This is a genomic window from Rhizobium sp. 05L419, assembly GCF_056397845.1.
The window spans coordinates 63,496-86,589 of record NZ_JBFTOF010000024.1; the positions used below are offsets into that span (position 1 = coordinate 63,496).

At 59.9% G+C, this 23,094-nt stretch carries 23 protein-coding genes and 1 pseudogene; 11 read left to right on the plus strand and 13 right to left on the minus strand.

Going from position 1 to position 23,094, the window contains the following annotated elements:
• Positions 1 to 4 precede the first annotated feature (4 nt).
• Positions 5 to 907, minus strand: coding sequence for a branched-chain amino acid ABC transporter permease (locus AC1DMK_RS24300; RefSeq protein WP_037062432.1), 903 nt, complete (start codon positions 905 to 907; stop codon positions 5 to 7).
• A gap of 409 nt (positions 908 to 1,316) precedes the next feature.
• On the opposite strand from AC1DMK_RS24300, the gene cysQ reads away from it, so the two are divergent.
• Both cysQ and AC1DMK_RS24310 read left to right on the plus strand, forming a co-directional pair.
• Positions 1,317 to 2,111, plus strand: coding sequence for a 3'(2'),5'-bisphosphate nucleotidase CysQ (cysQ, locus tag AC1DMK_RS24305; RefSeq protein WP_477862675.1), 795 nt, complete (start codon positions 1,317 to 1,319; stop codon positions 2,109 to 2,111).
• Between the two features lie 227 nt (positions 2,112 to 2,338).
• Positions 2,339 to 2,608, plus strand: a pseudogene (locus AC1DMK_RS24310) (DUF2793 domain-containing protein).
• A 13-nt stretch (positions 2,609 to 2,621) separates the two neighbouring features.
• On the opposite strand, the gene AC1DMK_RS24315 reads toward AC1DMK_RS24310, so the two are convergent.
• Positions 2,622 to 3,362, minus strand: a complete 741-nt coding sequence (locus AC1DMK_RS24315; protein WP_477862677.1) for a helix-turn-helix transcriptional regulator — start codon at positions 3,360 to 3,362, stop codon at positions 2,622 to 2,624.
• Between the two features lie 404 nt (positions 3,363 to 3,766).
• Here AC1DMK_RS24315 and sciP point away from each other — a divergent pair, with 404 nt between their 5' ends.
• Positions 3,767 to 4,042, plus strand: coding sequence for a CtrA inhibitor SciP (gene sciP / locus AC1DMK_RS24320; RefSeq protein ID WP_007533628.1), 276 nt, complete (start codon positions 3,767 to 3,769; stop codon positions 4,040 to 4,042).
• Positions 4,043 to 4,346: 304 nt separating this feature from the next.
• Positions 4,347 to 4,628: a GNAT family N-acetyltransferase gene (locus AC1DMK_RS24325; protein WP_037062437.1), complete on the plus strand. Its 282-nt coding sequence runs from the start codon at positions 4,347 to 4,349 to the stop codon at positions 4,626 to 4,628.
• Positions 4,629 to 4,735: 107 nt separating this feature from the next.
• On the opposite strand, the gene AC1DMK_RS24330 is transcribed toward AC1DMK_RS24325, so the two are convergent.
• Positions 4,736 to 5,086: a hypothetical protein gene (locus tag AC1DMK_RS24330; RefSeq protein ID WP_037062439.1), complete on the minus strand. Its 351-nt coding sequence runs from the start codon at positions 5,084 to 5,086 to the stop codon at positions 4,736 to 4,738.
• 440 nt (positions 5,087 to 5,526) lie between these two features.
• On the opposite strand from AC1DMK_RS24330, the gene ctrA reads away from it, so the two are divergent.
• Positions 5,527 to 6,228, plus strand: coding sequence for a response regulator transcription factor CtrA (ctrA, locus tag AC1DMK_RS24335; RefSeq protein ID WP_037062441.1), 702 nt, complete (start codon positions 5,527 to 5,529; stop codon positions 6,226 to 6,228).
• A 130-nt stretch (positions 6,229 to 6,358) separates the two neighbouring features.
• On the opposite strand, the gene AC1DMK_RS24340 is transcribed toward ctrA, so the two are convergent.
• Both AC1DMK_RS24340 and chpT read right to left on the minus strand, forming a co-directional pair.
• Positions 6,359 to 6,721 carry a response regulator gene (locus AC1DMK_RS24340; RefSeq protein ID WP_037062442.1) on the minus strand — a complete coding sequence of 121 codons (363 nt, stop codon included), beginning with the start codon at positions 6,719 to 6,721 and terminating at the stop codon, positions 6,359 to 6,361.
• Positions 6,722 to 6,829: 108 nt separating this feature from the next.
• Positions 6,830 to 7,480 (minus strand): histidine phosphotransferase ChpT, encoded by a 651-nt coding sequence (chpT, locus tag AC1DMK_RS24345; protein ID WP_196246756.1) that lies wholly within the window; start codon positions 7,478 to 7,480, stop codon positions 6,830 to 6,832.
• Positions 7,481 to 7,667: 187 nt separating this feature from the next.
• On the opposite strand from chpT, the gene AC1DMK_RS24350 reads away from it, so the two are divergent.
• Together AC1DMK_RS24350 and AC1DMK_RS24355 are read left to right on the plus strand one after the other, a co-directional pair.
• On the plus strand, positions 7,668 to 8,264 hold the full coding sequence (locus tag AC1DMK_RS24350; protein WP_477862681.1) for a DUF1134 domain-containing protein: 597 nt from the start codon (positions 7,668 to 7,670) through the stop codon (positions 8,262 to 8,264).
• A gap of 118 nt (positions 8,265 to 8,382) precedes the next feature.
• Positions 8,383 to 9,543 carry a hypothetical protein gene (locus AC1DMK_RS24355; RefSeq protein ID WP_477862683.1) on the plus strand — a complete coding sequence of 387 codons (1,161 nt, stop codon included), beginning with the start codon at positions 8,383 to 8,385 and terminating at the stop codon, positions 9,541 to 9,543.
• A 2-nt stretch (positions 9,544 to 9,545) separates the two neighbouring features.
• On the opposite strand, the gene AC1DMK_RS24360 is transcribed toward AC1DMK_RS24355, so the two are convergent.
• Positions 9,546 to 10,367 carry a TrmH family RNA methyltransferase gene (locus tag AC1DMK_RS24360; protein WP_037062449.1) on the minus strand — a complete coding sequence of 274 codons (822 nt, stop codon included), beginning with the start codon at positions 10,365 to 10,367 and terminating at the stop codon, positions 9,546 to 9,548.
• Between the two features lie 5 nt (positions 10,368 to 10,372).
• A complete protein-coding gene (locus tag AC1DMK_RS24365; RefSeq protein WP_037062451.1) occupies positions 10,373 to 10,759 on the minus strand; it encodes a hypothetical protein in 387 nt (128 codons plus the stop codon).
• A 44-nt stretch (positions 10,760 to 10,803) separates the two neighbouring features.
• Between AC1DMK_RS24365 and AC1DMK_RS24370 the strand changes: the two genes are divergently transcribed.
• Both AC1DMK_RS24370 and rpoH read left to right on the plus strand, forming a co-directional pair.
• The gene (locus tag AC1DMK_RS24370; RefSeq protein ID WP_037062452.1) at positions 10,804 to 11,829 is read left to right on the plus strand and encodes an RluA family pseudouridine synthase; all 1,026 of its coding nucleotides are present in this window, start codon (positions 10,804 to 10,806) and stop codon (positions 11,827 to 11,829) included.
• Between the two features lie 171 nt (positions 11,830 to 12,000).
• Positions 12,001 to 12,909 carry an RNA polymerase sigma factor RpoH gene (gene rpoH, locus AC1DMK_RS24375; RefSeq protein WP_037062453.1) on the plus strand — a complete coding sequence of 303 codons (909 nt, stop codon included), beginning with the start codon at positions 12,001 to 12,003 and terminating at the stop codon, positions 12,907 to 12,909.
• 73 nt (positions 12,910 to 12,982) lie between these two features.
• On the opposite strand, the gene AC1DMK_RS24380 is transcribed toward rpoH, so the two are convergent.
• Together AC1DMK_RS24380 and AC1DMK_RS24385 are read right to left on the minus strand one after the other, a co-directional pair.
• Positions 12,983 to 15,373, minus strand: coding sequence for a hypothetical protein (locus AC1DMK_RS24380; RefSeq protein WP_477862686.1), 2,391 nt, complete (start codon positions 15,371 to 15,373; stop codon positions 12,983 to 12,985).
• Between the two features lie 60 nt (positions 15,374 to 15,433).
• Entirely contained in the window at positions 15,434 to 16,729 is a 1,296-nt protein-coding gene (locus tag AC1DMK_RS24385) for an adenylosuccinate synthase (protein ID WP_037062455.1), read from the minus strand.
• Positions 16,730 to 16,927: 198 nt separating this feature from the next.
• Between AC1DMK_RS24385 and AC1DMK_RS24390 the strand changes: the two genes are divergently transcribed.
• The gene (locus AC1DMK_RS24390) at positions 16,928 to 17,845 is read left to right on the plus strand and encodes a DMT family transporter (protein WP_037062456.1); all 918 of its coding nucleotides are present in this window, start codon (positions 16,928 to 16,930) and stop codon (positions 17,843 to 17,845) included.
• Here AC1DMK_RS24390 and AC1DMK_RS24395 read toward each other — a convergent pair.
• From AC1DMK_RS24395 to ung, 4 genes are all read right to left on the minus strand, one after another.
• On the minus strand, positions 17,842 to 18,687 hold the full coding sequence (locus AC1DMK_RS24395; RefSeq protein WP_037062457.1) for a GNAT family N-acetyltransferase: 846 nt from the start codon (positions 18,685 to 18,687) through the stop codon (positions 17,842 to 17,844). The two genes, AC1DMK_RS24390 and AC1DMK_RS24395, sit on opposite strands and share 4 nt — an antisense overlap.
• Positions 18,688 to 19,093: 406 nt before the next feature.
• Entirely contained in the window at positions 19,094 to 19,702 is a 609-nt protein-coding gene (locus tag AC1DMK_RS24400) for an alpha/beta hydrolase (protein WP_037062458.1), read from the minus strand.
• 15 nt (positions 19,703 to 19,717) lie between these two features.
• A complete protein-coding gene (locus AC1DMK_RS24405) occupies positions 19,718 to 20,650 on the minus strand; it encodes a VOC family protein (protein WP_477862689.1) in 933 nt (310 codons plus the stop codon).
• 136 nt (positions 20,651 to 20,786) lie between these two features.
• Complete coding sequence (gene ung, locus AC1DMK_RS24410; protein ID WP_477862691.1) at positions 20,787 to 21,488, minus strand: uracil-DNA glycosylase; 702 nt, start codon at positions 21,486 to 21,488, stop codon at positions 20,787 to 20,789.
• Between the two features lie 162 nt (positions 21,489 to 21,650).
• On the opposite strand from ung, the gene AC1DMK_RS24415 reads away from it, so the two are divergent.
• Positions 21,651 to 23,087, plus strand: coding sequence for a phosphomannomutase (locus AC1DMK_RS24415; protein WP_477862693.1), 1,437 nt, complete (start codon positions 21,651 to 21,653; stop codon positions 23,085 to 23,087).
• Positions 23,088 to 23,094 lie beyond the last annotated feature (7 nt).

Genomic DNA, 23,094 nt, shown 5'->3' on the forward strand with positions numbered 1-23,094 from the left:
GACGTTAAACCTTCTCGACTTCCGGCCGGCCCAGGATACCTGTCGGCTTGAAGATCAGCACGAAAGCGAGGATGGCGAAGGTCGCCACATCCTTGTACGCGATGGTGAAATAGGCCGACCAAAGGGACTCGATCAGACCGATCATCAGACCGCCCAGAACGGCACCCGGCAGTGAGCCGATGCCGCCGAGGACGGCGGCGGTAAACGCCTTCACACCAGGGACGAAGCCATCGTTGAAATTCACCACGCCATAATACATCAGATACATCGTGCCGGCGACGGCAGCGAGTGCGGCGCCCATGATGAAGGTCACCGAAATCGTCTGGTCGACGTTGACGCCGAGAAGCGCCGCCATCTTGCGGTCCTGCTCGGTGGCGCGCTGGGCGCGTCCGAGGGCCGTGTGATTGACGAGATACCAGAACACCGTCAGTAGAACCGCCGTGATGACGATGATCACGATCTGCTTCAGCGAAATCGAAATGCCGGCGACGTTGTACACGCTGCTGACCATCGGCGGGATCGGCTTGTTGCGCGGACCCTGCGTCACCTGAATGAAGTTCGAAAGCGTGATCGACATGCCGATCGCGGTGATCAGCGGCGCCAGGCGGAAGGAACCGCGCAACGGGCGATAGGCGACCCGCTCGATCGTCCAGTTCCACAAGCTCGTCATCAGCATCGCCACGAGCAGCATCACCAGCAGCAAAACAGCGACCGGTAGGCCGGCAAACATCGAGGTGAGGACGAGGAAGACGATAAGGGCAGCAAAACCGCCGATCATGAAAATATCGCCATGAGCGAAATTGATCATGCCGATAATGCCGTAAACCATCGTGTAGCCAATGGCCACAAGCCCATAGATGGATCCAAGAGTCAGCCCGTTAACGAGCTGCTGGACAAAATATTCCATATACCATTTCCCCTGGACGCAGAACCGGATCGGCCTGCATCTCTTGTTATTAGAGCCCTTGTTGAGCCCTTATTTACGATTTCATACCGCTTTCAAGCCAAAAGGGAAGTGCAAAATTGCAAAGCTCCAAAGTTCTTTGCCGTTTTGGTAAAAATGACTTTTTGACACTCAGAAAGTCGCTTTTTTCAACATGAAATAACGAAAAACGCTGATTTTAACCGCAAAAATCTATTGGATGGCCTCGATCGAGGCGCCGCAGCCGTGCACCGGGGAGCGGCACCCGACGCCCAGGCATGGGCGATGCGCGTGGGCGTTGCGCGGATCATGCAATCCCAGATAAGGTCACCTATATATCTATGAAGTCGGCTATATCTATGAAGTTGGCGAAAACGAATCGAACTCGATTGTGATGCTCCAGACATTTGAACGCGCCGCCCTCGAAGCGGGCAAAGCCATCATGGAAGTGTTCAAGAGCGGCTGCACCTCTGCGAGGAAAGCCGACAATAGCCCGGTGACGATTGCCGACCAACACGCAGAGCGGATCATTCTGGGGCATCTCCGGCGCGATTTTCCAGATGTGCCTATCATCGCCGAAGAATCGGTTGCCGCCGGCATCGTTCCCGCCATTGGAACATCGTTCTTCCTCGTCGACCCTCTCGACGGCACGCGCGAGTTCCTCGACCGGCGGCACGAATTCACGGTGAATATAGCGCTTATCCGCGACGGCCGGCCAACTGTCGGGATCGTTTTTGCGCCGGCCCTCGGGGTTGCCTTTTCAGGAGAAGACGGCAGGGCCGAAAAGCTGTTCATAGATCATGAATTTGCCGTCGAGCGGCGGCTGATCATCGGCGTACGCCCACAGCCCGTCAACCGGACTGCCTTGGCGAGCCGTTCGCACGACAGCCCGCAAACAGCGCAGTTTCTGGCCGAAAACGCCATCTCGGAATGCACCAACATCGGCTCGTCGCTGAAATTCTGCCTGCTGGCCGAGGGACAAGCGGATGTCTATCCCCGCTTTACGCGCACCATGGAATGGGACACGGCAGCGGGCGACGCCGTTCTGCGTGCCGCGGGTGGCTCGACCCTGACCCTCGACGGCAAGCCGCTGACCTACGGCAAGACCAGCCAGACCCATGATTGCGATTTCGCCAATCCGGACTTTATCTCCTGGGGTGGCGCTTCGTCCGTGATCGAACGGGCATAGTTTTTCCGAAAAGCGACATCCAATCAGTCCTCGCCAGCGCTTTTGATCCTCGTCTTGTTGCCGGCTCTTACGATTTGCGGCGATGCAATCACGCCGGAGATCAGGCCGGCAGAACGGGGAGCCCCATATCGTGTCCGGCCAGACCAACAATCTGACCCGACCCTGTCCTACATCCTGCCCTCGCAGGTGCAAAAACATGGACCCCACAACGAAGCGCGCTTCAGCGTCTGGACGCCATCGTCCAGCTGGCTGTCGCAGGCGAATTGTCCGCACCTCCGGTCGCACCGATCGAGGGAGAATTCTACCTCATGGCCTCTGGCGCGGCAGGCGCATGATCCGGCAAGGCGGGGCTGGTGGCCATGTGGCAGGACGGCGGCTGGATCTATCTGTCGCCCAAGGCCGGCTGGCACGCATTTTTTGTCGAAGCCGGGCAACTGAGCGCCTGCGACATCACCGACAAGCGTTCGGCCCGGCGCAAACGGAGCTCTCTGCCGTAATGCTATAGCTTGCCTAAAGCAGGCGATAGCGAAAAGCGCGCGCAACGGCCTGCATGCGGTTGACCGAATCGAGCTTGCGCATCGCGCTTTTCAGGTAGCCCACGACTGTATGCGACGAGAGATCGAGAATGATCGCAATCTCGTCGCTGCTCTTGCCCGCAGCCGACCAGCGCAGACATTCGATCTCGCGGTTGCTGAGACTTTCCTTTGGCCGATCGATGGGATTGTGCTGGGCAAAAAGGTCGAGGAACTCCATTGCCCGAAACAGCTGGGACATGGTCTCGTCACGAGGAAAATCAGGCCGATCGCCGGAAAAAGCGAATATATACTGCCGCAACTCGGCGTCATGCAGCGCAAATGCGAAGGTGTTCTTCAGCCCGTGATCACGAAAGAGCGTCGTCAGGCGCAGGTTCTCCTGGTTTGCCGCGGTGCCCTCGAATGGAGACTTGTCGCAGAAGACAGGCATGATCGACCGCTTCAACCTGCTAACGAGGTTGCAGCAATAGAACAGATCGATCTCGTCGTAGAGCGCGATGAGTTCCTGCGGCCAGTTGCTGGCAATACAGTTGTCGACGAAACCGTTGCGGTCACCCCGTGGAAAGGCCGCCACCAGATAGTAGGCGAAGCCGGAGCCCTTCGCCATCTCGCCGATACGCTCGTCGATGAGGGTCGCCCGCACCGGTGCCCCAGCATCTGAACGCGAAAAAACAGCATCCCCTACGCCGTCAGAGACGGCGCGCACTTGCTTCTTCATCGAGTTTATCCCTTGGCGGCGCCGGCTTCGGCCCGAATTTCTCGCCCGACAGCCTGCAGTGGCTCTCGTGAGACCGGAAAAGCAAACAGCGCCCGTATCGACAGGATACGAAGCGGATGGCCTTGATCATTCCGGGCATGAGGAGAGGAACGGAGACGAGGACTTGCACTTACATCTGTGTTGCAGCGCTTATAAGGTGACGGATATCAAATTCACAATGTCTAATGCGCATGGCTCCCATGCATTCATCACAAATTTACCTAACGGAAGGCCGCCCATTGCACCGCTGATGCTGGTTGCCGGTCGTCTAAACTTGTTATCAAAGTCTTACTAAGCGCTTAGGCAATTTTTAAATGTGACAAGCTAGAGTGGCTCTCGTGGTCTTGAGTTGTGTAGAGAGTCCAATGACCGAAATGATACGTCCCCGAGTGAAATATGTCATCGGCCCCGATGGCAGCCCGCTGACGATTGCGGATTTGCCGCCGCCGAACACCCGGCGCTGGGTAATTCGCCGTAAGGCAGAGGTTGTCGCGGCTGTTCGCGGTGGCTTGTTGAGCTTGGAAGAAGCTTGCGAACGTTACACGCTGACAGTCGAGGAATTTTTATCCTGGCAGTCCTCCATCAACAGTCACGGCCTTGCCGGCCTGCGCACGACGCGCATCCAGCAATATCGCCATTGATCAAATTCCAAACGCAATCGCTATTTGCTTCGGGCCGAACGCACTCCTCAGGGATCGTGACATCGGCCCGAAATTATTGATTGAATGACAAGCATTTAACCGTCGCCTGTGCGACGGCATCGAAGCTCACGCTCGGCCTAGGTCCATCAAAGACCACTCGGACAAAGGCCGCGCGAGCGACGACAATGCAACGCGCGACGGGCTGTCGCCATTCCTTCGAACAGTGCGTTTACAGCAGCTGTCTTGGCGCGGTCCTCGCGCCATGCCACCCTCCGGATCGATGGAACCTGAGAGGGAAAACACGATGAATATCAAGAACGAAGAAAATGCATCGGGCGGCCGTTATGTTGCCGAGCTTGACGGCCATCAGGCAGAGATGACCTATTCTCGCACGTCGCCGAAACTCATCATCATCGACCATACCGGCGTTCCCGATGCCTTGCGTGGCAAAGGTGTCGGCCAGGCGCTCGCGCTCCATGCGGTGGAGGAAGCCAGAAAAGGCGGCTGGAAGATCTTTCCGCTTTGCCCTTTCTTCAAGGCGCAATCGCAGCGCCACGACGAATGGCGTGACGTCGTCAACATCTGAAGGCAAGGAACGCCAAAAGCCATGTATGACGGGCAGCGAGCCCACCATCCATGGCTTTTATCAGGCGACACCGCCCCGGACGCCAATTTGGCGTCCGCCGCAGTGCCCTAGGCTCGTGCCCGGACCGCTCCGTCACGCTCTTCGAGCGCGGCGGCACGTGCATATTCCGCCTGCATCTCTTCCAGCGCCTGCTCCAACGCCTCTTCCTGCATCTTCAGTTCCTTGATTGAGACCTGAAGATTGTCCGCGCGCTGGCGTGCAGCCTTTGCGAAGGTTGGATAGGCGAAGTGATTCGGATCGGAAATGCCGGATTTCTTTTCCTCGACGACGATCTGGCTCTCCAGATCCTTCGCCATCCGTTCGAATTCGGACATCATCATCTGCAATTGCTGCAATTGACGACCTTTTTCGTTCACCTGAAACTCCTTCAGACGAACTAGGCTCTCACGCGACTTCATACGCATTACTCCAGTGATGCGAGACCCCGGCTCCACTTGAAACCGCCCCTGCGTGCCGCTTTCACACGGCTTGCCCAAAAAATTTCCGTCGGTGTTAACAAAAACCTACCGCTGGTAACCTTTCGTTTACGGGCATCGTTAATGATAGTCCCGATGATTTAAGGGTCGGTAAACATCAATACGCGATTTCCGGCACCTGCTCATTGGTGAGTCGAATGAATCGCTTACCAGTCGTTCTTAATGTAAAAGTTGAGAAGTCGGCTTTGCGGATTCTCGTTGGAAAACAGCGAAATGGACAAATTATTTAATAAATTCGTTACCTCTTGCCAGAGTGAATCAGAATTTGTTAACCATTTCGTGGCAGCTTCCAAATCACGCAGTGACATTTCTGTATCGCGTAGGGGCCAGACCACCTTTCGGCGGCGGTAAAGGGGATAAGAATGCGGGTACTACTCATCGAAGATGACAGCGCGACAGCGCAGAGCATCGAATTGATGCTCAAGTCAGAAAGTTTTAATGTTTACACCACCGATCTTGGTGAAGAAGGCGTCGACCTCGGGAAGTTGTATGATTACGACATCATCCTCCTCGATTTGAACCTTCCCGACATGTCCGGATATGAGGTCCTGCGTACTCTCCGCCTGTCCAAGGTCAAGACACCGATCCTGATCCTGTCGGGTATGGCCGGTATCGAAGACAAGGTTCGCGGTCTCGGCTTCGGCGCCGACGACTACATGACCAAGCCGTTCCACAAGGACGAACTGGTTGCACGCATCCATGCGATCGTCCGCCGTTCCAAGGGTCACGCCCAGTCGGTCATCATGACCGGCGAACTGATCGTCAACCTCGACGCCAAGACCGTCGAAGTCGGTGGCCAGCGCGTTCACCTGACGGGCAAGGAATACCAGATGCTGGAACTCCTTTCGCTCCGCAAGGGCACGACGCTCACCAAGGAAATGTTCCTGAACCACCTCTATGGCGGCATGGACGAGCCGGAACTGAAGATCATCGACGTCTTTATCTGCAAGTTGCGCAAGAAGCTTGCAAATGCTGCCGGCGGCGCGAACTACATCGAAACCGTCTGGGGCCGCGGCTATGTTCTGCGCGAGCCGGATAATGCCGAGTACGCCGAAACCGCCTGACGCTGCATCCCCTTTGCGAAGACAGGAAATCCCGCCCTTTCCGGCGGGATTTTTCGTTTGTGGCATCCAACAAAAATGCCGCCCTGCAGGGCGGCCAGCGCTTTTTGTCCTTCGGCGATGGGAAACCGCGTTACGCGGCGATGGCGCGATTGCCGAACACGGCCGTCAGGATCTTCCGGTCGAACGGCTTCAGCAGGAAATCCGTGGCCCCTGCCCGCTTGCCCATCATCAGCTTCTTGAGATCGGCCTCGACGACGCAGTAATAGATCTTGACCTCCTTTCCGCCTTCCATAGCGCGGATGGCGGAAATCAGATCGAGCGCGCCTTCCATGCCGGAATCGACGATCAGATAGTCAGGCATTTCAGCCCCGCAACGGGACAAGGCTTCGCTGACATTCGAGGCTTCACTGACCAGGAAATCGAGCTCGGAAAGAATGCGCTTTCCGACCTTGCGGACGACGTCCGACGCGTCAGTGATCATGAACCTCTGCATGCCTGCTCCTTGGCCCTGCTTCTCTCCGGCGGGCGCCTCGCCCTCGAAGATAGGAAGATTAGGCTAAGGAATTGTTACCTCGACGAAAGGATGAGGTGCCCGCGGCACTCAGGCGGCGATCACATCAGCCGTAAAGACAATCTCCTCGGCTGTTGCGCTGTGGCCGAGCTGCATCCCGCATTCTTCTGCCAGAAGTACGGTGTAATAGGGCTGGATCGAGTGCGCATCGACAGCTTCTTCGATCTCGCCTGTGGAAATTTCCACGAATTTCGGCGGCAAACGCATCATCTTGCCCTTTGCGACGATCTTGAACTTTGCGTCGACCTCGGGATTTTCCAGTGTAATATCAAGCAATCCACCGCGCGGAATAGACGAATAGGCAACGAGGAACAGGTTGAGCAGAAGCTTGACGCGGTTCTTCGCGATGATCGCCCGCGGCCCGGTCCAGGTGACCTCGGTTTTCTTCTCCGCAGCCGCGAAATCCTTTGCCGCGCGCTCGGCTTCACCCGTGTCGATCGAGGCGCCGACCGACCCGGAGGCGCCAAAGGCAAGCCGTGCAAACTTAAGGCGCACGGATGCGTTCAGCGCACTTGTGCGAATAAGATCCATCGCATCCGCGTCGGCGCCGCCCTCGTCGAGCAGCTCCAGGCCATTATTGATCGCACCGACCGGCGAAATCACGTCATGGCAAACGCGGCTGCAAAGAAGCGCAGCCAGATCGGGGCCGGTCAAGGTAAGGTTGGGATTCTTCGACATCATCGTCTCCAGGGGGCGGTCTCATTCCGCTGCACATGTTGCTTCATCGAGGTTGCACGAAGTTTGCGCGCGTGTTTGGCGGCCATAATGACACCATATTTGGTAAACCGATTGTTAAGACCATCCGCGCAAAATGCATCAACCGCCGGAAACGGACCAAAGTACCGACCATGATGAACGGATGACACCCATGCGCCCCTCAATCTTCGGAAGATTTCCCGCCTTTTGCCGACTCTTCGTCGCGTTGTCGCTGTCGCCTCTGATGCTCGCCGCGACGCATGCATCGGCGCAGCAGGCCCGCAATGACCAGTACACGGCACAGGAAATCGTCGATGCCGGACACACGTTTTTCGGCTCGACCAGCGGCGGCCTTGCCAAGGTCATCGAAACTGCCTTCCAGAAATACGGGCTTCCGAATGGGTACATCCTCGGACAGGAAGGCTCGGGAGCCTTCATAGCCGGCCTGACCTACGGCGAAGGCCAGCTCAACACCAAGAACGCCGGCGAGCATCCGCTCTACTGGCAGGGTCCTTCCCTCGGCATAGACTACGGCGGACAGGGCACGCGGGTGATGATGCTTGTCTACGACCTGCCATCGACCGACGCGATCTACGCCCGTTTCGGCGGCGTCAGCGGCCAGGCGTTCGTGATTGCCGGCTTCGGCATGACGCTTCTCAAGAACAACAACGTGCTTGTGGTGCCGATCCGCACCGGCGTCGGCGCCCGCCTCGGCCTCAATGTCGGCTACCTCAAGGTAACGCCGAGCCCGACCTGGAATCCCTTCTGAAGCTTGCGCGGCGGCGGACTCTCCTCCGCATCGCCCTTTCAGCCACTTGCTCTATGTGCGCCGTCCGCTTAATCATTGGTTCTGACGCAAATCAACTTCTGGAAGCAGTGGCCTCGCCGTGATCGAATACGCTCTCTTGTTCGGATTGGGCTTCCTGGCCGCGGCGTTCCTCGCGTTTCTGATATCGCCTGCCGTTCACCGTCGGATTGTCTGGTATACCGAGAACCGGATGAGGGCGACCATGCCGCTTAGCCCGCAGGAAGTCCGCGCGCAAAAGGACATGGCACGCGCGCTCTACGCTGCGGAAAATGCCCGCACCACGCAGGACCTCGTGCGCGAACGCGAAAAATCCCTGTCGCTGCAACTGAAGCATGATTCGATTGCGCGCGATGCCGGTCACTTCGCGTCCGAGATCGGCGCGCTCCAGGCCCAGATCGGCGACATGAGCGTTGAAGCTGCTGAACTGCGCTCCCACTTGCGCAAGGACGAAAACTACATCAGCCAGCTGAAGACCAGTCTCCATATTGTCGAGCAGGCGAGCGCTGCCAAGGAAGGCGAACTGGATGCACTGCGCACGCGTCTCAACAGGGTGGCGGAGCAAGCCGACGGCCTGAAAATCGACATGGCAGCCCGCGAGACGGAGATCGAAAGTCTGAATTTCAAATCGAACGCGTTGCGCATCGAACGCGACAACCTGCGCCAGGACGTGACCTTGCTGCAGAAGCGCGCCAAGAATGCCGAGCAGAAGCTGACGCAGCAGGAGCACACGGTCATGCGCCTCGAGGACAAGTCCCGGCGGGACGCCACGGCACTGTCCGACAACCAGGCGCTTCTCAACCGTCGGCAACAGGAAATTTCCAAGCTCAAGGAGCAGCTCAAGGCGACCAATGCAGATCTGCGCAAGGCAAACCGTTCGCTTCGCAGTGCCGGGCTTGCCGCTGTCGTGCCGGAACTGGTGTCGGAAAAACGGGCAACCGACAATGCACCGGGCTCCGAACTCGACACTGCAGCCGTTGCCGCCCGTCTGGCCGAAGAGGTCCGTGCCCGCAGCGCCGCAGTATCCGAAAGACTTTTGAACGCGACGACAAATTCGACGGGTGATGGCGCGATACGCGAGGAGATTGCGACGATCGCCGCAAGCATGGTGGCGTTGACAGCAATCAACGAAGGGCCGTCGTCGCCCATTCGCGATCTCCTGCCCGACGGAGCGGCACCGCAGGAAGGCGAGCGCATCGACCTCGCGCAGCGCGCGGCAACGATCCTTTCGGAACCCGGCTGATCTCAGATTCGCCGCGTGGCCGAGGACATGGCGAAAAGCGCAATGCCGGTTGCGGTCGCAACATTGAGGCTATCCAGACCCGCCGATTGCGGAATGCGCGCGCTGCGGAACCGCGAGAGAACCGCCTCCGGCAGCCCCTCGCCCTCGGTACCCACAACCAGGGCCATGCGATCGGACGGCGGTATCGAGCGGATATCGGTCTCGCCGCGTGGCGACAGCGTCCAGATCGCAAAGTCACGAGCTGCAAGCCGCCTCAGGATATCAACCGCATCGCCGCCGCGCTGGTAGGGCACGCTGAGCACGGAGCCGACGGACACGCGAAGCGCTTTGCGGTAGAGCGGATCGCAGGACGTCTCATCGAGAAGAATGGCATCCGCCTTGAAGGCCGCAGCATTGCGAAACATCGAGCCGGCATTGTCGTGGTTCGAAATGCCGCAACCGACCAGAACCAGCGCGCGATCCGGCAATCGATCGATGATAGCGCCGGCTGCCGTCTCCCGCCGCCCGAGCGCGAGCACGCCCCGGTGCAGGTGGAACCCGACAATGCGATCAAGCACCTCCGCTTCCGCGACGTAGACCGGGACATGAGCGGGCAGCATCTGGAGGATCTCGCAGACGCCATCGACGCGGTTTCGAAGCAGCAAAACCTTCTCGGTGACAAAGTCGCCGTGCCCGAGATGCGCTTCGGCGAGCATCCGAAGAACGACCGTACCCTCGGCGATGAAGCGGCCCTGCCGCCCGGTCAGGTCGCGTTCGCGAATGTCGCGAAACTCCGCGATGCGGGGATCGTCGGCGCTTTCGATCGTGATGAGACCGGAAGCCATGGCGTTCAGCCGCCGTGGATCGTCACGTCGGCGACGGTACGCCCAGCCTTAATGTCGAAGACCAGGACCTTCATCACGCCATCGAAGGTCTTGCCGTAGAACATGATCTGGCCGCCGGACAGAGCCGTGGATTCGATGACGAAACCGAGCGGCAGGCTGGCCGTCGTCGATACCGGCGCATCCGCGGGCACTCCGGGGGTCGCAACGGCCGCCGGTTCCTTCGCCGGGGCACGCATCGTCTTGTAGACAACCGCGCCGAAGACCGCCATAAGGCTCACGAACATGATGGCGCCCGAGACGATCTGCAGGCGGATCATCTTGCGCCGGACACTTTCCATCGCCGGATCGAGGGGCTTTTCTTCCTGATCGTCTTCTGGCTGGATATTCGTCATCTGTGGCGTCCCATTTCTATAAAATACTTCGGAGAAGAAGCGTCGTGAACGACCCCTTTAAACAAGCATCCGGCATTATGAAAGTCCTGACCGCCGACGAGCATGCCGAAGGCCGTCTCGACGCGTGGATGACAGCACAGCTTGGCGAGGAATTCTCCCGCAGCCGCATCAAGGTGCTGATCAAGGAAGGACAGGTCTCTTCCAAGGGGGCCGTCGTCGCCGATCCGCAGAAAAAGGTACGCCCAGGCGACACGTTCGAAATCAATCTGCCGGAGCCTGAAGACCCGACGCCAAAGGGCGAGAACATTCCGCTCGACATCCTCTACGAAGACGACGACCTCGTCGTTATCTCCAAGCCGTCCGGCATGGTCGTGCACCCGGCAGCAGGCAATTGGAACGGCACGCTGGTCAACGCGCTTATCTATCACTGCGGCGATACGCTTTCAGGTATCGGCGGCGTCCGCCGTCCGGGCATCGTGCATCGGCTGGACAAGGACACAACAGGCGTCATGGTTGTTGCCAAGAACGATGTTGCGCACCGGCATCTGTCGCAGCAATTTGCCGACCACGGCCGCACCATGCCGCTGGAACGGGCCTACCAGGCCATTGTCTGGGGCCGCCCGCGCTCGCTGACGGGCACCGTCAATGCGCCACTTGGCCGCGACACCGGCGACCGCACGCGTCGAGCCGTCAAGCGCCCCGGCACGCAGGATGCCGACGAGGCGATCACCCACTACGAGGTACTCGAACGCTTCCACGAAAAGCCGGACGCGACCTCGCTTGCCTCGCTTGTGGAATGCCACCTGGAAACCGGCCGCACCCATCAGATCCGCGTCCACATGGCACATATCGGCCATCCGCTTCTCGGCGATGCGGTGTACGGCGCGCATTTCAAGACCAAGGCCAACCTATTGCCGGATGCGGCAAAGAAGGCGGTAAACGGCTTCGGCAGGCAGGCGCTGCACGCCTACATGCTGCAGTTCGAGCACCCCCGCACCGGCGAAATCATGCACTTCGAAGTACCGTTGCCCGACGATATGGTGGAACTGGTCGAGCTGCTACGCGCCTAGAAGGGTAACGCCTTCGTGAAGCTCCGCCATATCTTGAACCGCTGTTCTGCCATACTTATCTGTACATTGACCTAGTGCGGGCTTGGACAAAGCCGCATGTCCCGGTTCGCCTTTTAAAAACGCAGGGACGCGTTCGATCGGGGACCGGAATTCAGATAGGAGGGTGCAATCATGGCCCGGAGTAGTTTGCCGTCCATTACAGCCGGTGAGGCTGGTCTTAACCGTTATCTCGACGAAATCCGCAAGTTCCCGATGCTGGAACCGCAGGAAGAATATATGCTCGCCAAGCGCTATTCGGAGCATGGCGACCGCGAAGCCGCGCACAAGCTCGTCACCAGCCATCTGCGCCTCGTGGCGAAGATCGCCATGGGTTATCGCGGCTACGGCCTGCCGATCGGCGAAGTCGTGTCCGAAGGCAACGTCGGCCTGATGCAGGCCGTCAAGAAGTTCGATCCCGAGCGCGGTTTCCGTCTTGCAACCTATGCCATGTGGTGGATCAAGGCCTCGATCCAGGAATATATCCTGCGTTCGTGGTCGCTCGTTAAGATGGGCACGACCGCCAACCAGAAGCGGCTGTTCTTCAACCTGCGCCGTTTGAAAGGCCGAATCCAGGCCATCGACGAAGGCGATTTGAAGCCTGAGCACGTGACCGAGATCGCCACGAAGCTGAGGGTTTCCGAGGAGGAGGTCGTTTCGATGAACCGCCGCCTGTCCGGCGACGCTTCGCTGAATGCACCGATCAAGGCCGCCGAAGGCGATTCCGGCCAGTGGCAGGATTGGCTTGTCGACGACCACGAGAGCCAGGAAGCTGTCCTGATCGAGCAGGACGAACTCGACACCCGCCGGCGCATGCTGGCCAAGGCAATGAGCGTGCTCAACGACCGCGAGCGCCGTATCTTCGAGGCGCGCCGCCTCTCGGAGGATCCTGTGACGTTGGAAGATCTGTCGACGGAGTTCGATATCAGCCGCGAGCGTGTCCGCCAGATCGAGGTTCGCGCCTTCGAGAAGGTACAGGATGCCGTGCGCAAGGAAGCGCTGGAGCGAGCAAAGGCAGTTCGCGTCGTCGAGGCGACAGCCTGAACTCTTTCTCGTCACGCATGATTAAAGGGCGGGTCGTTGGACCCGCCCTTTTCATTTGCTATTCCGTGTTGGCCTACTGGCTCGTCGACACGTCGCCGGAAGCGGCCCATTCCTTGATCGCGGTGGCGAACGCCTCCCCGCCTGTCGTCCCCTTCTGCATGGTCAGCAGTGCCCGGCGTCCGTTGCGGTAGGTGATCGGAACGTCGATCCAGTCGCGGGTCGCAAGAAGGTCCAGATTGGCCTTGCGGGCATCCGGATAGTCGTTGAGTGCGATCATGTGGAAGTCGTCGGTGATCTTCGCCGGAACCGCGATCAATGCATCGCCACGGTCCTGCTCGGTCCGCTTCATCGAAATGCGCTGAACGCTGTCGATGGCCCCGCCCTCGAAGTTCGGGGGCAGCGAGAACACGACTTCAACGATGTGGCTCGCCGGCAAAGACGGGTCCGAGTTGCGCTTGAAGTTCAGCTGAGCCGTCAGATTGCGCTCGGGAACCGTGACCATACCCTGAACCACAGCCTGCTGCTTTCCGTCCGGTCCCGGCTCGTGCTGCAGGCTCCAGACCACCGATCCCTGGATCGCCGTCGGCGAGCTCTGTCCGATGCGCTCTTCGTAGAGGAACAGCTTTTCACTTGAGCCGACCGGTGTCGCTGCCGGCGTGGCAGTAGCCGGCGTGGCAGTAGCCGGCGCCGCCGTGTCCGGTGAGGCGGCGGCAGCCGGCGCTACGGGCGTGCTGGCAGGAGGCGTGGCATCCGAAGACGCGACGTTCTGCTCGGCAACCGATTTTCCTTCAGCAGTCTGCGCGCTTGCAACGACAGCCGGACCGCTGTCGGCTTCGCTACCATCGGCAAGCAGCCGCTGGGTGAACTTGCTGTTTACCGAGGACCCGTCGTTCAGCGAAGCGACTTCCTTCTGACCCTCGGCGGGTTTTGTCGCATTGGCCGGGTCGCCGGCCTGCTGCGCAGGTGCCGTCGTATCAGTCTTTACCGGCGCTTGCGGGTCGGTCTTTGCTGTCTTGGACGGGGCAGCGCTGACGAGACCCTTGACCATTTCGACCAAGGCACCCTGGTTGGTCCAAGCCGCATACGCGCCACCGCCGACGACGCCCAGCGCGAAAAGAGCGCCGAATATCGACCCGAGACCGAAGCGACGGCGCTTCGGTTCCATGCGGAAATTCTTGCCCTGGAACTTGGAGGCGATAGCGCTGTCGACATCCGCAGGCGACGACCCGTCGTCATCTTCGGCGACGACGCCTCGATTGTCGTATCCCCGCAGCTGCGTCGCCTCTTGCCAGGCATCGCTGCTTGCGGCGACTGCGACTGCGGCCTTCGGGTTCGAGATGCCGTGAACCTCGGAGAACAGGTCGCTGTCGTCGAAACGTGCGCTGACCGAAACCTTCCGCTCGCTGTCAATCGGAGGCAGATCGTCAAACGCTGCAGCTTCCCACGAGAAACCTTCATTCGCGGCAGGCATTTTCGCCGGCTCGGGCGGATTCTCTATCCCGGAAATCACGTCCTCGAATGCGCGCGCCGCATCGTTTGCCGGTGCAATGTGTTCCGCTTCGGAGAACTGCCGCAACTCTTCAAGCGCCCAGTCCGTCGCCGCAACCTTGCTGGCGGGCTCTGGTACTTTCTCGGCGGGCTCGGCCCAAACGGGGTCGAAATGGGCGGCCGCGTCGGCATGCAGTGGCTCATCGCGGCTATGCTCGACAAACTCCTTCGGCGCCTGTTCGAACGCGTAGACTGGCTCGACGAGACGATTGCCGAGATCGAAATCGCGCGCGACTGGCTGAGCAACCGGCTCGGCTTCTTCCGCCCGTTGCTCGACGACCTCAGCCGGCTCCAGGTAGGGCTCGGCCACAGGCTCCGGGGACAGGTCGTGGAGACGCTCGTCGCGTGCAGCCTCGTCATAGTGCGGCACCTGCCACGGCTCGACCGGTTCGGGAGCAACAGGTGCCTCAGACTGAGGCGCCATCCAGGGCTCGTCCTGCTGCGCCGGAGGCTCCACTGCAGCCTCGGACTGCACGTCCCGATACGGTGTTGGCTCCTGATATTGTGCGTAAACAACTGCTTCGACGGCGGTCGCCTCAGCGGCTACCGGCTCGTCATGGGACAGCGGTGCATGAACCGGCTCGTCCACCTGCGCAGCGTCCGCGACGGGTTCAACTGCCGCAGGTTCCCGCTCGGCCGCACCGGCTGGCTCCGTCGCCATGTCGGCCACTTCCGCGATCGGCGTGGCGTCTTCGGCCGGCAAGGCCAGGGCATGTTCGGCCTCGACTTCGCGAATTGCGGCTTCAAGCTTTTCAAGCTGCCGTTGCAGCATGGCTTCCGGCGGACGCGGTTTCATATTCTCGAGCTGCCGCTGAACAGCACCGCGAGCACGCTCGTATACCTTCACCCGCATCTCGGGAGTGTTGTCGGTCAGGCCGTCAACCGCCCGCCGGATAACTGCGATAAAATCCGCCATTAGTACTTTCTCTAAGAGTGTGGTTCGGCAGTCGAACCACACCAATAATGACCCGCGACCTTAATCCTCAAACGGATCGGTCACAAGTATCGTGTCGTCTCGCTCGGGACTTGTAGACAGGAGAGCGACGGGTGCCCCGATCAACTCCTCGACCTGGCGCACATACTTGATCGCCTGCGCCGGCAGATCAGCCCAACTGCGTGCGCCAACCGTCGATTCCTTCCAACCTTCAAGCGTGATGTAGATAGGTTCCACGCGTGCCTGCGCACCCTGGCTCGCCGGCAGATAATCGATCTCCTCGCCGTCGAGGCGGTAGCCGACGCAAATCTTCAGCTCGTCCAGGCCATCAAGAACGTCAAGTTTGGTGAGCGCGATACCGGTGATGCCCGAGGTGCGCACGGTCTGCCTGACGAGAACGGAATCGAACCAGCCGCAACGACGCGGGCGGCCCGTATTGACGCCGACTTCGCGCCCGACGGTCGATAGGTGCTTGCCGACCTCGTCGTTCAGCTCGCATGGGAATGGGCCTTCCCCGACGCGCGTCGTGTAGGCCTTGGTGATGCCGAGAACATATCCGATTGCCGTCGGTCCGAGACCGGAGCCCGCTGCCGCCTGTCCGGCAACCGTGTTCGACGACGTCACGAAGGGATAGGTACCGTGATCGTTGTCGAGAAGCGCGCCCTGGGCACCCTCAAACAGAATACGCGCTCCGGCCTTGCGCTGCTCATCCAGCAGACGCCAGACGTGATCGATGTAAGGCAGGATCTGGTCGGCCACGGCAAGAAGTTCCGCTTCCAGCGCATCGCCGGAAATCTCTTCGAGACCCATGCCGCGGCGCAGCGCGTTGTGGTGCGTCAAAAGGCGCTCGATCTTCATGCGCAGCGTGTCCGGCTCGGCAAGGTCGATGACGCGAATGGCGCGACGTCCGACCTTGTCCTCGTATGCCGGGCCGATGCCGCGGCGGGTCGTGCCGATTTTCGTGCCGCTGTTGGACGCGGCATCTTCGCGAAGCGCGTCGAGATCACGGTGAAGGGAGAGTATGAGCGGCGCGTTCTCGGCGATGCGCAGTACTTCCGGCGTCACGGTGACGCCCTGGCCGCGCAGTTTCTCGACCTCGGCCACGAAATGATGCGGGTCGACGACGACGCCGTTGCCGATAACGCTGAGCTTGCCGCGCACGAGGCCGGAAGGCAGAAGGGCAAGCTTGTAGCTCACTCCGTCGATGACCAGCGTATGGCCAGCGTTGTGTCCGCCCTGATAGCGTACGATCACATCGGCACGTTCTGAGAGCCAGTCGACAATCTTGCCCTTGCCCTCATCACCCCATTGCGAACCGACCACGACTACGTTCGTCATTCACGTCTTCCTGTTAAAGGCGGATCTACCGCACCCTGCTCAAACCCGCGCATCTATAAAACTTTGTTTTTGGGAAAGCGACCCTGTATTGCCGCCTGAATCGGCTTTTTACGTGACAAATCAGCTTTGCGCGGGCTATTTGCCCGATCATACGAAGAGGTCTTGCGCCCTTCCCGCGCACGTAGGAAAGAATCGGCCGTGCAGTTTACCGCCTATATTTGTCTCGTCGTCGCAGCACTTTGCTGGGGCGGAAACGCAGTCGCCGGAAAACTTGCCCTCGGGCACATCAGCCCGATGATGCTGACCTCTCTGCGCTGGTTCCTGGCAACGGCGATTATTGCTGCACTGTCCGTGCCGCAATTGAAGCGCGACTGGCCGATCGTTCGGAAAAACCTGCCCCTGCTCTTCTTTTACGGCATTATCGGCTACACGCTCTTCAATGCCATGCTCTACTCGGCGGTAAAGTATACGACGGCAATCAATGTCGCAATCGAGCAAGCCGGCATTCCGATGCTGATCTTCCTGCTCAATTTCGTCTTCTTTCGTACCGGCATTTCATTCGCTCAGATCACCGGCTTCGCGCTGACGCTTTTCGGCGTCGCTCTGACAGCCGCCCATGGCGACCTTGCGACCCTGCTTCAGCTCGGCCTCAATCGCGGCGACGGCCTGATGCTGATCGCCGTGGCGGCCTATTCCGTGTACACGATTTTCCTGCGCTGGAAGCCTCCGCTCGACTGGCGAACGCTGATGGCCGTACCCTCGCTCGGCGCCATGCTGTCCGCGATCCCGCTGCTTGTCTGGGAGAGTTCGCAAGGCGCGGCTCAAATGCCGGACCAGAGGGGCTGGCTCATCGCCGTCTACACCGCGATCTTCGCCTCCCTGCTTGCACAGGTCCTTTACATCAAAGGCGTCGAATCGATCGGCGCCAATCGGGCTGGGCTATTCATCAACCTCGTGCCTGTTTTCGGCACGCTGCTTTCGGTGGCCCTGCTCGGCGAGCAACTCCAGACGTTTCATGTCATCGCGCTGGCGCTGGCTCTCGGCGGCATCGCCATTGCCGAAAGAGGCCGGCCGAAGGGCGCCGTGCCGACTGCGCCGGCGTGCGCGATGGATTAGCCGAGTTCGAGCGTCGTCACACCGAATACGTTCCTGAGCGGTATCGATGGCGCCGTCCCGCGATACATGCGCGCCGTCTCGAAAACAGGCTCAAGCCCCATGCCTGCAGCGAGAGCGACCGCTTCCTTGTTCTCGCTTGGAATGTCGATGAATACGAGCGCGCCTTCCGCCTCCGGCGCCAGCTCCGCAAGCAACGAGGCCGCGCTATCGGCATCGGCGGCGAAGAGCGGGCCGATCTTGTAGCCTTCATAGCAACGGCGGATTGTCCCATAGCCGCGAATCTTGCCGTTCTTGCGCACGACCACCGTACGGCGGTGCTTGCGTCCGGAACACCAGGAGGCCACGAAGGCTGGTCGCGGTGCGGGAAAGACGGTCGCATCGTAGCGCAACAGTCCGTCGAGCTTGTCGGACACCGCGTGCGCGACCAGGGTCGATGGCGGCACGGACGAAATCTTGCCGCCATAGCGAACCGTCTTGTAAGCCTCTTCGAACCCGACTTTACGATAGTTGTCCTGCTGCGCGAGGACGCCGTCGAGACCGATGCTTCGCCCTTCCGCAGAAGCGATGCCGGCATCCCAGATGGCTTTGCCATAGCCCTTCCCGCGAAAATCCGGGTGAACCATGTAGAGGCCGAGGAAGGCAAATGCATCGCCGTACTTGACGACAGAAATGGAGCCGACCGGCACCTCGCCAAGGACGCCGACGAAAAAGCCGGAAGGATCGGCGTCGTGGAAGGCAAGCGAATCGTCCAGGCCCGGATTCCATCCCTCCTGACGCGCCCATTCGAGCACTAGCTCCAACTCACCGGGCCGCATCGGGCGAACGGCAAACTCCGAATTCATRCAACTTTCCCAATCAGGTCCACCGCAAGTGCGCACAGGCGGCATGTTCGTGAATAATAAATCTAGCGGCTGCTAGGCACAACAGGACGAAGAAACATGTTCATGGCTGAAGCGATCTACATCGATCGTCATGAGGCGCGACGCGAGAATTCTTCGCATCAGAATCATCATKGAACAACGAAACTCCAATCTCAAGACAATTACTTAAGACAACATGAACCGAACGACAGTCCGAAGAATTCGACCGGACGTTTCGCGGACGGACGAGCATCCATGGCCCTGCTACATGGACTGAAAGCAGGTTCCGGCACGATTGGGCGACAATAAAATGCTCCCTGGCTCCCGTCCCGAGCATGCCGCCGCGCAAACGGACAGCCTTCACAGGCTGTCCGTCGCATGAGGCCGCTCAGCGGTAGGGCGCGAAAAGAACGCCGACCGCCTCGACTTCGTTCGGGCGTAGGTCGTGGCCGCCCGAATGCCACTCGGTGGCGACCGACGCCTTCTGGCTTTCGAAGTAGTCGGCCAGAGCCTGCGTTACCGCTTGTGGGCTTATCGGATCGCGCTCGCCGGCCGTGATCAGCACCCTGCGACCTGCGAGCGCTGGATTTGCCTTGGGCCGAAAGGGGATCAACGGATGCATCAACGCGGAAGCGTCGAAGAGCCCTTTTTCGATCAGAACATTGGCAAGGATATTGGCACCGTTCGAAAAGCCCAGTCCCAATATTGCGGACGCGCCATGCTCCTCGGCGAGGTTCCTGACAAAAGCCGCCATTTTCTCCGTCGCCCGTGCAAGGTCAGTCATGTCATAGACGCCCTCGCCCGTTCGTTTGAAGAAGCGTGCCGCCCCGAATTCGGAGACATCGCCACGCGGCGAGACGATCGTCGCATCCGGCAGCAGGCGCCTTCCGAAGTCGAAGAACTGGTTTTCATCTCCGCCCGTGCCGTGCAATACGAACAGAATGGGTTTTCCCGGTGCACCGGCGTGCAGCCGGTGCACATAGTTGTTATCGGTCATGACAATCTCCCTGCCTTAGCCTTCGAGCGGCTGCAGATGCTGTTCGATCAACGCACGCAGGTGCTGGTGCTGCTGCGGCAGTTTCAGCGCTTCTCCAAGATGCGCTGTATCCTCGTCCCTGTTGAAACCGGGTTCGTTGGTCGCGACTTCAAACAGGACGCCGCCGGGCGTACGGAAATAGATCGCCCAGAAGTAGTCGCGATCGATGACGGGGGTGACCTGGTAGCCCGTGTCCATCAGCGCCTTGCGCACTTCCAGCTGCTTTTCACGGTTTTCGACCGCAAAGGCCACGTGATGGACGGAACCGGCGCCCGGCAGCGCCCGCGAGATGTTCGGCATCGTCTCGAGATCGACGAGATGCGCGCCATTGCCGCCAGGGATGGTCAGCCGCTTCACGCCGTCACGCTCTTCCTGCACTTCATAGCCCATGAACTTCAAAAGCTCGGACGTCGCCCCGTCGTCGCGCAGCCGCATGGCGACAGAGTGGAATCCGCGGATCGCATGATCCTCGCCGATGCCGCCATGTGTCCAGGGCAGGCGTTTGTCATCCTTGACTTCGACCAGCGCAAAACCGTCGCCGTCTGGGCCGGCAAAATTCAGGCGCTTCTCGCCGAAGGTCTCCTCGGTCTTCAGACCCCCTGCGTTCAGCTTGGCGAGGCGGTCGCTCCAAAAGCCGATCGATCCTTCCGGGATCGAGAACACCGTCGTGCCGACCTCACCTGTTCCCGGGCGCCCCTGCGCCATCTGCGGGAACGGGAAGTAGGTCATGATCGTGCCCGGCGCACCGGTCTCATCGCCATAGTAGAGGTGGTAGACGTCAGGCGCATCGAAATTGACGGTCTTCTTGACCCGGCGCAGCCCAAGCGCGTTGGTGAAGAACTGATTGTTTGTGCGGGCGTCCCCAGCCATCGACGTGACGTGGTGAAGACCCTTGATTTGATCGATCATTTGAGACCCCTTTCTGGCCCGCCTCGCGGGCTTTCGATGGGTGATAGATGAGCCCTAACTGCCAATTGGAATAGCCCCATCGGCCGGAACGCATTGTCTCCTTTTAGTAAACGATGCGAAGGCATCGTTCAGATCCTCATGCCTCCTGAGGATTGGGCGGCAGTTGCCAATCGATCGGCGGACGACCGTGGGATTGCAGGAACGCATTCGCCTTCGAGAAGTGACCGCAACCGAAAAATCCGTTGTGCGCCGAAAGCGGCGACGGATGCGCGGCCTTCAACACAAGATGACGGGAGCCATCGACGAAAGCCGCCTTGCGTTGCGCATAGGCGCCCCACAGCATGAACACCACCGCGTCGCATTCCTCGTTCACCTTGCGGATAACGGCATCGGTGAATGTCTCCCACCCCTTTCCCTGATGCGACGCAGCCTGCGCCTCCTCCACGGTCAGCACGCTGTTGAGCAACAGAACACCTTGCCTTGCCCAATGCTCCAGAAATCCGTGGCGTGCCGGCGCGATGCCGAGATCGGCTTGCATCTCCTTGTAGATATTGACCAGCGAGGGTGGGATCCGGACGCCGGGACGCACGCTGAAGCATAGACCATGCGCCTGCCCCAGCCCGTGGTACGGATCCTGTCCAAGGATCACCACCTTGACATCCGCAAGCGGCGTCAGGTTCAGAGCGCGAAAATACTCCGACCCCTTGGGAAATATCCTTTTGCCGCTTTCCTTCTGCGCCGTCAAAAACGCCTTGAGCTTCGGCATGTAAGGATTTTCGAACTCCGCTGCGAGCGCGCTCCTCCAGCTCTCTTCCAGCGCTATCGTCTGTCCATTCATGCAATTGCCTCCACCGGCGCCCTGCTGTACGAGCTTTCGACTTGCTTCGAAAAGGGAATTGGCAGACATTTTATTGGTCGTCAGCCGTCAAAATTTAGAAACTTTGTGCAGATTGCTTTCAAAACACTGACGAATTCAAGCGCATACGAGGGCTTATTCAGGATGAAATTTGGGACAAGCGGGCTTCGCGGCCTTTCTGAGGACCTGAAGGGCCGTGCCTCTGCGCTTTATGCGACTGCCTTCGGCCGCTATCTCTTGGACAGCAGGCGCGCAAATTTGGGCGACACGATCCTGATCGGCCGCGACTTTCGGGATTCAAGCCCGCAGATCGCTGCCGCCTGCATCGATGCGTTGAGCGGGCTGGGTTTCACCGTTGCCGACTGCGGGACGCTTCCGACGCCGGCACTGGCTCTGTATGGCCTGCAGGAAAATGCCGCCTGCCTGATGGTCACGGGCTCGCATATTCCCGCCGACCGGAACGGCATCAAGTTCTATCGGCCAGACGGCGAAATAGACAAGGACGACGAAGCAGCGATTACATCGGCTGCCGCAGACCTCGATCGCGCCGGCTTCGTTTTCAGGCCGGGCAATGGACAGGCCGAGGATCGGTCCGCGCAAGGCCTCGCTCTCTTTTCGGATCGCAACGCGCAATTGCTGGACAAGGGGGCGCTCGCTGGTCTGAAAGTCGGCGTCTACCAGCACAGCACCGTGGCGCGCGACCTCCTGGTCGATCTGCTTTCGCAATTCGGCGCCGATGTCGTTGCCTTCGCACGCTCGCAAAGCTTCATCCCGGTCGATACGGAAGCCGTCTCCGGGGAGACGGTTTTGCTCCTCAAGGAGGCCGCGAGGACGTACGGCCTCGACGCAATCGTTTCGGCTGATGGCGATGGCGACCGTCCGCTTGTCACCGATGAAACCGGGCTGCCGCTGCGGGGAGATCTGCTGGGTCTGATCACCGCCAATTTCCTCGGGGCCAAGGTCGTCGTGACGCCCGTCACGTCGAATTCCGGCATCGAGGCTGCCGGGGACTTCACTGTGATCCGCACGCGCGTCGGCTCTCCCTTCGTCATTGCCGGCATGCAGGAGGCCCGCGCAGCCGGTGGCGACAGCGTCGCCGGCTTCGAGGCAAATGGCGGCGTGCTGACGGCAAGCGCTTTTTGCGTGAACGCTCACAACCTGCGTGCACTCCCGACCCGGGATTGCTTCTTGCCGATCCTGGCGACCTTGTCGCTTGCAGCGTCGAGAAGCCAACCGCTGTCGGTGGTCGCATCTGCCTACCGCCTGCCGTTTGCCGCAGCCGACCGGCTTGAGAACTTCCCCGTTGAAACAAGTGCTCGCCTGATGGCGCATCTGCGCACGGGATCGGACAATCTTGCCGCCTTTCTGCAGCCGCTGGGCGAGGTCGGCAGCGCCAGCGATATCGACGGACTGCGGGTGACGCTGCGGGATCGGCGGATCGTCCATCTCAGACCGTCGGGCAATGCCCCGGAGATGCGCTGCTACGTCGAAGCGAAAACGGAGACTGAGGCCGCCAATCTGTTGGCAGCCGGCCTAGGACGCATCCGCCAGTGGGCGGACGCAAACTCATTGACGGCATAAAACCATT